The sequence below is a fragment of the Thioalkalivibrio sp. HL-Eb18 genome, assembly GCF_000364985.1.
Taxonomy (GTDB): domain Bacteria; phylum Pseudomonadota; class Gammaproteobacteria; order Ectothiorhodospirales; family Ectothiorhodospiraceae; genus Thioalkalivibrio.
The window spans coordinates 216,953-230,496 of the sequence record NZ_KB822960.1 but is presented as its reverse complement, the minus strand read 5'-3'; the positions used below and the strand labels follow the sequence as shown (position 1 = coordinate 230,496).

Below are 13,544 nucleotides of genomic sequence, written 5' to 3'. Positions count from 1 at the left end.
CTCCGCATCCCGCGCGAACGCGCGACACGGCCTTGCCGTCCGCCAGCACCGAGTGGAAACCCGGACGTGCGGACAGCCCCGGCGCTCGGGCCGGTACGGTCAGATCAGGAGAGGATCGGGGGTCGGTATAACGCGGCCGCAGGCGGACCGCTCTGGAAGGAATACAGGTTCGCCGCCTGGGTCATCGGGCTCAGGGCATTGATACCGGTGATGGACGGCATACCCTGGCAATGGCTGCAGGCCGAGCAAGAGGCCAGACAGGTGGCGTCCATGCAATCCACGTGCACGATCACCCCGCTGGCGTCAGAGGAATCCGAAGTCTCGCGGGTGTGGTCATCGCCATGCCGGGTATCGGCATGATCGTCATGCGCATGATGATCGTGGTCGTCGCCGTGCGCGTGATCATGTGAGTGGTCATGGGCCGTGTGATCCGCAGGCTTGTCGCCCTGCGACTGGGCCCCGTGCATCGCATGCCCGGCGTGACCGCCTTCCTCGCTCGCAACCGCCGCAAGCGCCGGCAGGCCGGCAATCGCCAGCACCAGCATCCAGCACAGCAGTCGGTGGAAGACCCGTTTCACGTCGGTCAAACCTCGTTTGGGGGCCCCTCGGCCCGGCAATCGGCGGTCAACATACCACAACCCTCACCCTTGGGCGCCACCCCTGTAGGAGGCCAGCCCTCTGGCCGACAGGGACCCGACCAGCGCCCCATCGGCGAGAGGCTCGCCTCCTGCAGATCCGGGGCTGACCCCCTGTTTAAGGCCAGCCCCTGGCCGATTGCGACCTGACCAACGCCCATCGGCCAGAGGGCTGGCCTCCTACGCGAGCGCGCGCTCGATCACGTCGCGCAGGTCGCGCGACACTTCGAGCGCGGCGAGGCGCTCGAGTTCCGCACGCATCTGCTCGCCGCGAACCTTGTCCACCTTTTGCCAGCGCGTCAGCGGCTGGGCCAGGCGCGCGGCGGTCTGCGGGTTCATCGCGTCGAGCTTCTCGACGAAGCCACTCATGCGCCGGTAGCCGGCACCGTCTTCCTGGTGGAAATGGCGTTCGTTCCGCGCCATGAACGGCCCCAGCACCGCGCGCACTCGGTTCGGGTTGGTCCAGCGGAACCCGGGGTGCTCCAGCAGCGCGTCCAGGCGCTCGAAACCGCCGGCGACCTGGCTGCCGGCCTGCAACCCGAAGTACTTGTCCAGCACCAGCGGATCGTCGCGGTAACGCTGCTCGAAGTCCGTCAGCAGCACCTCGCGGGCCTCGTGATCCAGCTCGTTCACCGCATTCAGCGCGCCCATGCGCATGGTCATGCTGCGCGCCTTCTGGTATTGCGCCAGGGCCTCGGGCACCGCGGCCTGGTCGCCGGCGGCCACGCGCAGCGCCAGCAGGCGGTTGCGCAGCTGGCGCAGGCCCATCGCCTCGGCGGTGAAGGCGCCGTTGTCCACGTCGTCCAGCTTCGGCTGGATCTGCTGCATCGCGCCGGCCAGCGGGGCGTAAAGGCGCTTCTCCAGGTCATCGCGCTCCATGCGCAGGCGCACCGGATCGACGCGCTCGAACAGCTCGGCCAGCTCGCGCGTGGGCGGCAGTTGCAGGATGGTCGCCAGCAGCACCGGCTCGATCGCCGGGTCCTCGATCAGGGCGTGCAGGGCGTGCTCGGTGGCGGCCTCCAGCGCGGAGTCGGCGGCGTCGTGTTCGATACGCGCGCGGATCGCGCGGCGGAACAGGGTCTGAGCGGCCTCCCAGCGGGCGAAGGCATCGTCGTCATGCGCCAGCAGGTGGGCCAGCTCGTCCACGCCCTGGTTGGCGTTCAGGATCACCGGGGCGGAGAAGCCACGCAGCCAGGAGATCGCGGTCGGCTCGGCGGACAGGCCCTCGAAACAGAAGGTGTGCTCGGCGGCATCCAGCTCCAGTACCCATTCGTCGCGCTCGGCGTCGTCGCCATCCAGGCGCGCGCGGATGCGCTGGCCGTCGGCATCGAGGAAAGCAACCCGCATCGGGATCACCACCGGCTCCTTGTGCGCCTGCCCCGGGGTCGCCGGCGTCTCCTGTGCGAGCGTCATGCGGGCCGGGCCGCCGGGGCCGTCAAACGCGGTGCTTGCGGTCACGTGCGGGGTGCCCGCCTGGGTGTACCAGCGCTTGAAGCGGGAGAGATCGCGCCCGCTGGCCTCGGCCATCACCGCGACAAAGTCGTCGGTGGTCACCGCCTGGCCGTCGAAACGCTCGAAGTAGAGATCCAGCCCGCGACGGAAGGTCTCGCGCCCGATCAGGGTGCGCAGCATGCGGATCAGCTCCGCGCCCTTCTCGTACACCGTCAGGGTGTAGAAGTTGTTGATCTCGGCGTAGTGGTCCGGTCGCACCGGGTGTGCCAGCGGACCCGCGTCCTCCGGGAACTGGAAGGCGCGCAGCATGGCGACATCGTCGATGCGCTTCACGCCGAACAGGGTGCAGTCGGTGGTGAATTCCTGGTCGCGGAAGACCGTGAGCCCCTCCTTGAGCGACAGCTGGAACCAGTCGCGACAGGTCACGCGGTTGCCCGACCAGTTGTGGAAGTACTCGTGGGCGATCACCGACTCGATGGCGACGAAGTCGTCATCCGTGGCGGTGTCGGGGCTGGCCAGCACGTACTTGGCATTGAACAGGTTGAGCCCCTTGTTCTCCATCGCCCCCATGTTGAAGTCGTCCACCGCGACGATCATGTACACGTCCAGATCGTATTCGCGGCCGAAGGCCTCCTCGTCATAGCGCATCGCGCGCTTCAGCGAGGCCAGCGCGTGGTCACAGCGATCGGCGTTGTGCGCCTCGACATACAGCTCCAGCGCGACCTCGCGCCCGGACATGGTGGTGAAGGTGTCGCGCTGGCAGGCCAGATCCCCGGCGACCAGCGCAAACAGGTACGACGGCTTGGGGAACGGATCCTCCCACACCGCATAGTGGCGCCCGCCATCCAGCTCGCCGGCCTCCACGCGGTTGCCGTTGGCCAGCAGGACCGGGTACTGCGCCCGGTCCGCCTCCAGGCGCACACGGTAGGGGGTCAGCACATCCGGGCGGTCGGGGAAGAAGGTGATGCGGCGAAAGCCCTCCGGCTCGCACTGCGTGCACAGATTGCCGCTGGAGGCGTACAGGCCTTCCAGCGCGGTGTTCTGCTCCGGGTGACAGCGGCTGACGATCTCCAGCCGCGCACGCTCCGGCAGGCCGTGCAGCAGCAGGCCCTCGGCATCCTGCTCCACCCGACCTTCCGCGGGCTCGGCACCATCCACCGTGAGTGACACCAACTCGACGCCATCGCCGTACAGTCGCAGCGGCGCATCCGGCTCCACCGCCTGCGGATTGCGCCGCACCGCCGTGCGCGTGGTCACCTCGGTGGTCGCCGCGGACAGATCAAAGTCCAGCTCCAGGCTCTCCACCACAAACGCCGGCGGCTGGTAATCGCTCAGATAAACCGCCTGGGGACTCGCATCACGCATTCCAAACTCCAGATCAAAGGCACTGCAAAAAGGTTTAACACGCCACCACAGCCTCGACGTCAAACCCGGACCATGGCCCTGTCATTGCCAACGCGGCTCCGGCCCCACGCCGCGATCACGTACCGGAAACTGGCACCAGAACACCAATCCGTTAGCATACCGCGCATGGAATGGATCGATATCTGCTTTAACCTCACCCACGAATCCTTCAACAAGGAACGCGACGAGGTCCTCGAGCGCGCCCGCGAGGCCGGCGTCTCCTGGATGCTGATCACCGGCGCCGACGCCCACCAGAGCGAGAAGTGCCTGGAGATCGCCGACCAGTACCCGGACTGCTGCCGCGCCACCCTGGGCGTGCATCCGCACCTGGCAAAGCAGTGGACCGATGCGATCGCCGCCCGGTTCAGTGACCTCGCCCGCGCGGATGCCAACGTCGTCGCCATGGGCGAGATGGGCCTCGACTACAACCGCGACTTCTCGCCACGCCCGCAGCAGCGCATCGCCTTCGAGGCCCAGCTGGAGCTGGCCGCCGATCTCGGGCTGCCGGTGTTCCTGCACGAACGCGACGCCCACCACGACTTCGCCCAGATCCTGCGCCGCTGGCGCGACAAGGTGCCGGCCGCCGTAGTGCACTGCTTTACCGGCGAGGCCGACGCCCTGGCCGAATACCTCGACCTCGACTGCCACATCGGCATCACCGGGTGGGTCTGCGACGAGCGCCGCGGCACCCACCTGCACCCGCTGGTGCGGACCATCCCGCCCGGCCGCCTGATGATCGAGACCGACGCCCCCTACCTCCTGCCACGCACCCTGCCCAAGGGCACCGGCAAGAAGATCGGCAACGGCCGGCGCAACGAGCCCGCCTTCCTCCCTCACATCGGCGAATACGTGGCCCAGCTGCGCGACGAAACCCCGGAAGATCTCGCCGCCCACACCACCGCCACCGCCCGCGCCTTCTACAACCTCCCGCCGGCATCAGGCGAGTAACACGGTGAGAGCATCCACCCGGCCAGCTGGTGACAGGAAACACAGCCAGGAAATAGTTATAAAACAGCATCCCCTCAGGGAAGAGGAGCCGACATGACCCGGGAAGACGAAACCCCGATCGTCATCTACGAAGATGATGCCGACCACATCGTGGAAGTCCGACTGGACGCCGGACGCGATACCGTTTGGTTGACGCAGCGGCAAATGGCCGAGCTCTTCGACACCTCCACCGACAACGTCGGTCTGCATCTAAAGAACATCTACAAAGACGACGAACTCGATGAACCGGCAACTACCGAGGATTCCTCGGTAGTTCGGGAGGAAGGCACCCGCCAGGTCTCACGACGTATCAAGCACTACAACCTGGACGCCATCATCTCGGTCGGCTACCGGGTCAACTCCCGCCGTGCTGTGCGCTTCCGCCAATGGGCCACCCGCGTACTGCGTGAGCACCTGACGCGCGGCTGGACCCTCAACCGCCAGCGCTTCGAGACCAATGCCCGGGAGTTGGAAGCCGCACTGGAACTGGTGCGCCGGACCGCCCGCAGCCCGGAACTGGGCGTCGAAGCCGGTCGCGGGCTGGTCGACATCGTCGCCCGCTACGCCCAGACCTTCCTGCTGCTACAGCGCTACGACGAGGGTCTGCTGACCGAGCCCAGGGCCGAGAGCGGAGGGACACTGCCAACACCCGAAGAGGCGCGCGGCGCCCTCGCCACGCTCAAGAAAGACCTGGTCGCAAAGAAACAGGCAACCGAGCTCTTCGCCCAGGAGCGCGGCGATGGCTTCGAGTCGCTACTGGGCAACCTGGACCAGTCCGTATTCGGCGAACCGGCCTACCCCACGGTGGAGTCCAAGGCGGCGCACCTGCTGTACTTCGTGATCAAGAACCACCCGTTCTCCGACGGCAACAAACGCAGCGCCGCCTACCTGTTCGTCGACTTCCTGCATCGCAATCAGCGCCTCATCAGCCCAGCCGGCGAGCCCGTGATCAACGATGTAGGCCTGGCCGCCCTGACCCTGCTGGTGGCGGAATCCGATCCCGACAACAAGGAAACGATGATCCGCCTGATCATGAACATGCTCGCGCACGAGACCGAAACCGCATGACTCACGTCGCCCCGCCCACCGCGCCAACCGTGAGCAGCTAGACTCACCCGTGACCTTCCATGTCTGAGCACACTCCCCATCAAAGTGACTCTCGGGTCGCGCTGGTCACCGGCGCGGCGCGCGGGATCGGGCTCGGCATTGCCGAGCGCCTGGTGAGGGATGGCTGGCAGGTGGTGCTGGCCGATATCGATGGTCCCGAGTGCGAACAGGCCGCCGCACGTCTGGGCCCCGTCGCCCGGGCCATCACGCTGGATGTCCGCGACGAGGAACAGGTCCGCGAGGCCATTCGGCATACGGAGGAATGGCACGGCGGCCTCGATGCCCTGGTGAACAACGCCGGCATCAGCGACCCGCACTCCGGGCCAGTGGAAGAGCTGGAGCTGGCCGACTGGCAGCGCTGGCTGGATACCAACCTGACCGGTGCCTTCCTGCTCGCCAAGCACGCCCTGCCCCTGCTGCGTCGCCGCCATGGGGCCATCGTGAACATCAGCTCCACGCGCGCCCTGCAGTCGGAACCGGATACCGAGGCCTACGCCGCCAGCAAGGGCGGGCTGGACGCCTTCACCCACGCCCTGGCCATCAGTGCCGGACCCGACGTCCGCATCAACGCCATCCGCCCCGGCTGGATCGACACCCGCAGCCCCGACCCGCAACAGGCCCAGCTGCTATCCGCACAGGACCACGCCCAGCACCCGGCCGGGCGCGTCGGCGAGCCCGCCGACATCGCCGCGCTCACCGCCTTCCTGCTCGGCCCGGAGGCCGGCTTCGTCACCGGCCAGATCTGGACCAGCGACGGCGGCATGACCCGCCGAATGATCTACGCCGACTGACCTCCCCCGAAAGCAGCACGGCCCAGCCCCGAAGGCGGAAACGAAAACGCCCCGAAACGACGAGCGTTCCGGGGCGCTGTTGCCCTCCCGGCGAACCGGCCTGGGGAGAACTGCCTCAGTCAAAGGTTCGTGCGCGGAGGATCTCCGGACGCAGGAAGTCCTTCTCGCCAGTATTGTCGTGATCCCCGAGCAGGTGACCATCGTGCTCGCGCACGGTCCCGTAGAGGGTGTGGCCGTGGAAATTGGCGTGCTTTTCGCGGGTCTCGTGGACATCGCCGGTGTAACGCGGATCCTGCGGACGTTCATGACTGTTCATGTAGAACGCCACGTCCCAAGCCTCCTGGTCACTGAGCGAGTTCGGCTGCCCCAGTGGCATATTGTGCTTGATGAAGGCCGCCGCGGTGTTGATCCGTGACATCCCGGCACCCCAGTTGAAGGAGCCATCGCCCCACAACGGCGGGAAGACCACCTGGCCGTCCTGCTTCAGGCCCTGACCATCGTCGGCGTGGCAGATCGCACAGCTCTGGGCATAGACCTCCTTGCCGCGCTCATAGGAAGGCTCCTGTTCCGGCTCGTCCAGCGATCCATATCCCCGACCGTAGATCTCCTGATCCGGGTACATCGGCGCATCCTTGGCCATCCACTGCATGTACGCCGTGATCGCCAGCATCGTATCGCTGCCGTACTCCGGCGGCTTGCCATTCATCGAGTAGGTAAAACAGCCAACCACGCGTTCCTCAAGGCTGTTCACCTGCCAGTTCTTTCCGCGGTAGTCGGGCAGCGTGATGGCGGCCGGCCACAGGGCGCCGCTGAACGGCTGGCGCCCCGCGTCCATATGGCAGCTGGCACAGTTCATGTCGTTGAATACGTGCTGGCCACGCAGTTGCTGGGTATCGACAAAGAGGTCGTGCCCGCGCCGGATCACGTCCTGCAGCTCCGGATGCAGACTGGACTCTTCCAAATCCTTCAGGGTCGGCGGGATATGGACAAGCTGGTGATCTTCCGGCTCGGCATAGCCGAGGTCGAAAAGGGGCTTGTACTCGTCCCAGGCGGCGGTCGCAGCACCCGCCATCAGAACAACCGCCCCGGTACCCAGGGTGAGCTTGCGAATGGTCATGTCCGTACTCCCTTATTCCGACGTTACGCGCTGACGGGCCAGCCAGGCGGAAACCGCCCGGATATCCTCATCACTCATGCGCTTGGCAATGGCTGCCATCAGGCCCTGCGGGTCGTTGTCGCGCTCGCCCTCCTGCCATTGATGCAGCTGGTCGGCAATGTAACCGGCATGCTGACTCGCAATGCCTGGAAAGCTGTCACCGGCCCCGGCATTGCCCGGCCCGTGACAGCTCTGGCAGCTGACGATGTACTGGTTCCAGTCCCCTCGCAGCGCCAGTTCCTCGCCACGCGCCAGGGTGGCCTCATCGACGTCTTCGCCGCCCTGTGCCTCGGTAACCGGGAGCTGGGCGTAGTACGCAGCCACATCGGCAATACCCTGGTCATCCAGCATGTTGGCGAACGGGGCCATGGTGCTGCTCTCGCGGCGATCTTCCTGGTAGTCCTTCAGTTGCCGCGCGATGTAGCCCTCCGGCAGGCCGGCCAGTCGCGGCCAGGATTCCCCGTTAGGGATGTTCTGCCCGGAACCGTCCGCCTGGTGGCAGGAAACACAGGTCTGCGTCAGCCCTTCCCCGCGCTGCGGATCGCCCTCGAGCCCGTCTACTGCCTGTACCGTCGAGGCGCCCATCCCGAAACCGAGAACGAGGGCCAGGCTTCCGGCAAGCTGCTTGTTCGTCATATCGCGTTATCCTTAATCATGGTCCTGATGGTGTTACTGCATCGAAAGCGGCCGCCCCAAGCCTGCCCGATAAGCTAACAACACAATAAAAGAATATTCGAACAATGGGTTTTTAGACAGGCCGGCCGCCACAGAATCGCCAGTTTGTTGATATCGATCAACTCGAGGCCTTCCTGCCTCCCAGCCGGTCGATCCAGCGCCGGCTACCAGCGTCCTCGAAAGTCAAAGGTTCCGGTTTCGTCATCGCGACATACCCGTATACCCGCCGGCCGGAACCATGCCGTAGGATGACCCTACTGACTGGGAATGGCACAGGGAGTACTCGCATGAAGACTTCGGTGATTCTGACGGTGATCGGGCCGGACCGGCCGGGGCTGGTGAGCGCGGTGGCGGCCAAGGCGCGGGTGGCTGGCGGCAACTGGCTGGAGAGCCGGATGGCGCAGCTGGCCGGGCAGTTTGCCGGGGTGGTACTGCTGGAGGTGGAAGCCGAGGCGGCCGACGGGCTGGAGGCCGCGCTGCGCGACCTGGAGGGCGACGGGCTGCAGGTGCATATCCAGCGCGGCAGCGAGCTTCCGACGGCTGCGCGGCACACCGTGATGCTCGACCTGATCGGGCATGACCGGCCGGGGATCGTGCAGGACATTACCGCCGTGCTTTCGCGCCACGGCGTCAGCGTCGAAGCGCTGGACACGGCCTGCGAGCCGGGCTCGATGACCGGCGAGCCGATGTTTCGCGCGAAGGCTCGCCTGGGTGTCCCCGAGGGCCTGGACCTGCACACTCTGCAGGACGACCTGGAGGCCCTGGCCAACGAACTGATGGTCGACCTCGAACTCCACGACCCGCTGCAGGAACCGCCCGAGGCCGTGGCCTGACCGCCTCCCGACGCGGGTAGGCACCATCCTTCAGTCGTAGGGTGCCGTTGAACGCAGCGAAACGCACCACTCCCTGCGCGGCCCGACCCCCGATGCGATTCGCTTCGCTCATCGCATCCTGCGACGCGGCGACTGGCGGACTCTCGTTACCAATCAGCGCTTCTTTGAATCAGCTCAGGGTGCGGCGCGGTGGCGGCGCACGGCGTCGAGGCGGCGGACGAAGTCCTGCATCAGGGTGGTGTAGAGCGCGTCGCCGAGGATCTTGTCCTCGATGCCGGCGTCGAGGTTGGGGTTGTCGTTCACCTCGATCACCATCACGCCGCGCGGGGTCTGCTTGAGGTCGACTCCGTAGAGGCCGTCGCCGATCAGGTTGGCGGCCTTGACGGCCGTCTTGACCACCACGGCGGGCACGTCCGCCAGGGCCTGGGTGCGGAAGCCGCCCTCGCGCGGGCCGCCCTTGGCGTCGTGATTGACGATCTGCCAGTGCTTGCGCGACATCAGGTATTGCGAGGCGTACAGCGGCTGGCGGTTGAGCACGCCGATACGCCAGTCGAACTCGGTGTAGACGAACTCCTGGGCGAGGATCAGATCGCTCTCTTTCAGCAGGCGCCGGGCGATGGATTCCAGCTCGGCGCGGTCGTTCGCCTTGAACACGCCGCGCGAGAAGCTGCCGTCCGGGATCTTGAGCACCACGGGATAGCCGATCTGCTCCTCCGCACGCAGGATGGTCTCGCGGTTGAGGATCACCGTCCTGGGCGTCGGCACGCGATGGGCGGCGAGGCGCTCGGCCAGGTAGACCTTGTTGGTGCAGCGCAGGATGGAGTCGGCGTCGTCAATCACCACCATGCCTTCGGCCTCGGCCTTGCGCGCGAAACGATAGGTGTAGTGGTCGATCGCCGTGGTCTCGCGGATGAACAGGGCGTCGAACTCCGCCAGCCGGGGCAGATCACGTGCCTGGATCAGCTCGACATCCATCCCCTGCTCCTGCCCGGCGCGGGCGAAACGCTTGAGCGTGGCCGGCGTGGACGGGGCCATCGCCTCGTCCGGGTTGTGCAGGATGGCCAACTCGTAGCGCGCGCTGCGTGCCCCGCGGCGGCGCCGCCAGGGTTTGGAGAGGTAGCGCTCCAGCGCGGCGAAGAAGGCCGGCTCCTGCTCGGGCTCGAGCGCGTTCAGCGCGAACGGGCGCAGGGCGTGAATCTGCCAGCGCCCCTGCCGCCGGAACTCCACCCGGAACATGGGCGCGGGGAACAGGGCGAAGAGCTGCGCGGCGATCTCCTGCAGCGCCGGCTCGTCGCACTGGCCGAACAGCACGGTCAGCTCCAGCCGCTCGGGCTGCGCGGCCTGGCGGCTGCGGCCCAGCACGCGCGCCACGCGCTCGTCCAGCTCCCCGGTATCCAGGCTGTAGATGGACTTGCGCGACAGGTCCTGCAGGGTGCGCACGCTGGGGATCACCCGATGCCCGCGCGCCTCCGCCAGCAGCGAGCCGTAGTAGCCGGCCGACAGGTAGCGCTGGCTGCGGCACAGGTTGATCACCCGCAGGGTGGCCGGGTCGTCGGCGGCCGGGCCGCGCAGGTAGTCGTCGATGGCCATCACCAGCAGGTCGGGGAAGTGCGGCTTCCAGTCCGCCCGGCGCTCGACCAGGATGCGGTGCTCAGGCATGCGCCACCCCTGGCGTCTTGCGTGGGCCGATGATCACCGCCGCCTGCAGCCCCGCACGGCCGTAGCGCGCCATGCGCTCGAAGTCCGCACGCGCGATCGGCATGTTCACCGAATCCAGCGCGCGCTCACCCTGCTCGGCGTCCACGAACGGGTCGTGCACGTAGACAAAGCGCTCGTCGAAGCCGGTGACCGTGACCCAGTGCGGGAAGCGCTCGGCATAGAGCCGCACGCTGCTGATCAGCACCACCGGCACCCCGCCTTCGGCAGAGCGTGCCGCCAGCATGGCCACGCTCACCGGGCCGTGCACCACCGGCACCCCGAGCTGTTTCAACTCCTCGACCATGTCCTCCTGCACCAGCTGCATCACCTCCTTCTTCTCCGCGCTGCGTACGGAATCCGCGAACGCGACGCCGCGATCGCGCACCAGCAGCTCCACCTCGAACCCGCGATGCGCGGCCGCCAGCGCGAGGCCGTACGGTCCGCAACCGCCATGGCCCGAGGTCATGAAGATCGTGGTGGCATCGCGCCACAGGCGCAACTCCAGGCGCCGATCCAGCTTGAGATCCGGATCGACAGCGCGCATCGCCATCATCAGCGCGGCCGGACCGCAGGTAAACTCCAGCGTCTGCGCGTAGTACGGCGCACGCACCAGCGCTGGATCGGGGCCGGGCGCCAGCGATTTCTGCAAGCGCAGCGCATCCATATGGTCCTCGTAGTAGTCGTCGATGGTGCCGAAGTCGCGATAGCCGAGCCCGCGGAACAACGCCAGACTGGCTGCGTTGTCGCGCCGCACCTCCAGGCGCAGGTCGGTCCGCCCGTGCGCCCGCGCCGCGTCTTCCGCCGCCTCCACCAGGCGCCGGCCCAGCCCCCGACCGCGCGCCCGCGCGCTCACCGCGATCGAGTACAGCCGCGCCAGCGAAGTACCACGGCTGAACAGCAACATCACGTAGCCGAGCAAGCCCTCCCCGCCGGGACCCTCCGCCACCCGCGTGGCCGCATGCCCGCGCGTCAGCAGGTAGCGAAATTGCCGCCGCGAGATCCGATCGACCTCGAACGCCGCATCCTCCAGCGCCACCAGCGCTTCCAGATCCTCCAGCGTAGCCGGACGGATCACGGGCGATTCTGCGGCGGGCGCGACCCGTTGCTTGACCTGCTGGCTCACGCTCCTCTCCCGGCGGCTGCCCGATCTCCATCGTACTCCACGGCCACGCACGGAGTGACGGCAAGCACCGAGAAAAAGGCTACTCGGATCCAGTCGTTCTCGCTGCCTGGAGCTGCGCGATGACCGAACGAATGCGCTGACGAACTTTGCGATAGTCGATCTCCCCCCAGGCCTGCAACAGCGCGATGAAGTCGGGATCATGGGAGGCCTCGACGAGATCCAGCAAGCGCCAGATCATCGACCGGTTGCGATCGCGCAGCATCTCCACCTCGAACGGCGGGCCACGCCGGGCGTTCTCGGCCAGCTGATCGAACAGCTCCCGCGCGCGAACCTCCCGCTCGATGGCCCAGCCTCGGTCCGTGAACACCAGCAAAGGCAAGCGACCGTCGTACTCGATCGCCAGCCAGCCACCCACGATGGCCCGATCGATCCGCGCGAGGGTCTCGTCTTCGGAAAGGGAGCGGTAGAAACCATGCGCAGGGTTGTCATCCAGGCCGAGTTCCAGGACCTTCTTCGCCCGTGATCCCTTCAACACCTTGGCCAGCAGGTTCCGCCCACCGGACATGATCAGGTCGTCCGCCGCGCGGAGGATGGCGCGCAACTCCTCGTCCGAGAGGTCGTCCGAGCAAGGACGCAGTTGCAAGGAGACGCGATGACGGGAACGGCTCATGTCGCCTCAACCTCCAGAAACACCCCGTTTCCCCATTGACCTCAACCTGGGACTTTCCAGGTCACGGCCTGATCATAAAATGCACTCTTGCGGACCTCTCGGGTTCGCTCGAATGCCAGCAGGGAATCGGGCTCGTCCGGATCGTCGCGTTCTTCGATCAGGCCGAAGGGGTGAGCAAACCGCATAAAGCTCCGAAGGGGCCAGACATTACGCAGCACCTCCTGCGCGCTGAAGGGGCCGTCGTATTCGTCCGCCTCGTCCAGCGCCACCGGGAAGGCCCGCTCGAAGGCATCGATATAGAACGATACGGGGCGCCACTCATCGCCAAAACGTGCAAGCAGATACAGAGAAAACAGCGCCCCCTGCTGGACAGTCGACAGGGGCGGATACCCATCCTGGTAAGCCCAGTTGAACTCGCGGGTATGCCAGCGCAGCAGTTCGCGAAAGATTGACGCCCAATCCCCGCGCTCGATTTTCTGTTGCGTCGAGCGGGTCAGTTGCAGCCGCCCGCGGTATTTCCGCCCAAGCCCGCTCATCTGCACCAGCAACCGGGTCACATGCAGTTCCGGGAAATCATCCTCCTTGCGCCGCGACCCGGGGCGCCACTCCGGTTCCAGCCCCGCGGCTTCCACCGCGGCCCACGCATCTGCCACGACTCGAAGCGGAAGATTGCCTTTTGGAGTCAACGGGATGCCGCCCTCGGCACGAATGGTATCCGCCAGCACGCGGAACAACACACTCATCACGGTGGTCGGACATTCCGCTACACCCTCGGCAAAACTCACCAGCTCCGGGTGCTCGAACGGTGAATAAAGGAGTGCCCCCATCTGCTCGGGCGACAAGCCCGCGAAGTCGTCCAGCGGCCGGGCATTCGCCTCGGCGACGGCGGCGGCCACCATCGCATCCCTTTCGGCTCGGTCACCAGGGAAGTCCTGCGCCAGGGACTGCTCGATCGCCGCGACGATCGCGTTCATTTCATCCTCGCGCGGTGGGTTCGTACCGGATTTCTTCAT

Annotated in this window: 12 protein-coding genes; 4 read left to right on the top strand and 8 right to left on the bottom strand. The window is 66.6% G+C overall.

Going from position 1 to position 13,544, the window contains the following annotated elements:
- Positions 1–104: 104 nt before the first annotated feature.
- Together F813_RS0101135 and pepN are read right to left on the bottom strand one after the other, a co-directional pair.
- The gene (locus tag F813_RS0101135) at positions 105–545 is read right to left on the bottom strand and encodes a hypothetical protein (protein ID WP_051048341.1); all 441 of its coding nucleotides are present in this window, start codon (positions 543–545) and stop codon (positions 105–107) included.
- 270 nt (positions 546–815) lie between these two features.
- Positions 816–3,452 (bottom strand): aminopeptidase N, encoded by a 2,637-nt coding sequence (pepN, locus tag F813_RS0101130; RefSeq protein ID WP_017925245.1) that lies wholly within the window; start codon positions 3,450–3,452, stop codon positions 816–818.
- A gap of 165 nt (positions 3,453–3,617) precedes the next feature.
- Between pepN and F813_RS0101125 the strand changes: the two genes are divergently transcribed.
- The 3 genes from F813_RS0101125 to F813_RS0101115 all read left to right on the top strand — a co-directional run bounded on the left by F813_RS0101125 (position 3,618) and on the right by F813_RS0101115 (position 6,376).
- A complete protein-coding gene (locus tag F813_RS0101125) occupies positions 3,618–4,439 on the top strand; it encodes a TatD family hydrolase (RefSeq protein ID WP_017925244.1) in 822 nt (273 codons plus the stop codon).
- A 93-nt stretch (positions 4,440–4,532) separates the two neighbouring features.
- Positions 4,533–5,546, top strand: a complete 1,014-nt coding sequence (rhuM, locus tag F813_RS0101120) for a RhuM family protein (protein WP_017925243.1) — start codon at positions 4,533–4,535, stop codon at positions 5,544–5,546.
- A 59-nt stretch (positions 5,547–5,605) separates the two neighbouring features.
- A complete protein-coding gene (locus F813_RS0101115) occupies positions 5,606–6,376 on the top strand; it encodes an SDR family oxidoreductase (RefSeq protein ID WP_017925242.1) in 771 nt (256 codons plus the stop codon).
- 115 nt (positions 6,377–6,491) lie between these two features.
- Here the strand turns inward: F813_RS0101115 and F813_RS0101110 are convergent, their stop codons facing one another.
- A complete protein-coding gene (locus tag F813_RS0101110; protein ID WP_017925241.1) occupies positions 6,492–7,493 on the bottom strand; it encodes a c-type cytochrome in 1,002 nt (333 codons plus the stop codon).
- Positions 7,494–7,505: 12 nt separating this feature from the next.
- Positions 7,506–8,168 (bottom strand): cytochrome c, encoded by a 663-nt coding sequence (locus F813_RS0101105; protein WP_017925240.1) that lies wholly within the window; start codon positions 8,166–8,168, stop codon positions 7,506–7,508.
- A 326-nt stretch (positions 8,169–8,494) separates the two neighbouring features.
- Here F813_RS0101105 and F813_RS0101100 point away from each other — a divergent pair, with 326 nt between their 5' ends.
- Entirely contained in the window at positions 8,495–9,040 is a 546-nt protein-coding gene (locus F813_RS0101100; protein ID WP_017925239.1) for a glycine cleavage system protein R, read from the top strand.
- A gap of 174 nt (positions 9,041–9,214) precedes the next feature.
- On the opposite strand, the gene F813_RS0101095 is transcribed toward F813_RS0101100, so the two are convergent.
- From F813_RS0101095 to F813_RS0101080, 4 genes are all read right to left on the bottom strand, one after another.
- Positions 9,215–10,699 (bottom strand): RimK family protein, encoded by a 1,485-nt coding sequence (locus F813_RS0101095; protein ID WP_017925238.1) that lies wholly within the window; start codon positions 10,697–10,699, stop codon positions 9,215–9,217.
- On the bottom strand, positions 10,692–11,861 hold the full coding sequence (locus F813_RS0101090; RefSeq protein ID WP_017925237.1) for a GNAT family N-acetyltransferase/peptidase C39 family protein: 1,170 nt from the start codon (positions 11,859–11,861) through the stop codon (positions 10,692–10,694). The genes F813_RS0101095 and F813_RS0101090 overlap by 8 nt, the downstream gene beginning before the upstream one ends.
- Positions 11,862–11,940: 79 nt before the next feature.
- On the bottom strand, positions 11,941–12,531 hold the full coding sequence (locus tag F813_RS0101085) for an RQC-minor-1 family DNA-binding protein (protein ID WP_012983596.1): 591 nt from the start codon (positions 12,529–12,531) through the stop codon (positions 11,941–11,943).
- A gap of 41 nt (positions 12,532–12,572) precedes the next feature.
- A complete protein-coding gene (locus F813_RS0101080) occupies positions 12,573–13,544 on the bottom strand; it encodes a hypothetical protein (protein ID WP_012983597.1) in 972 nt (323 codons plus the stop codon).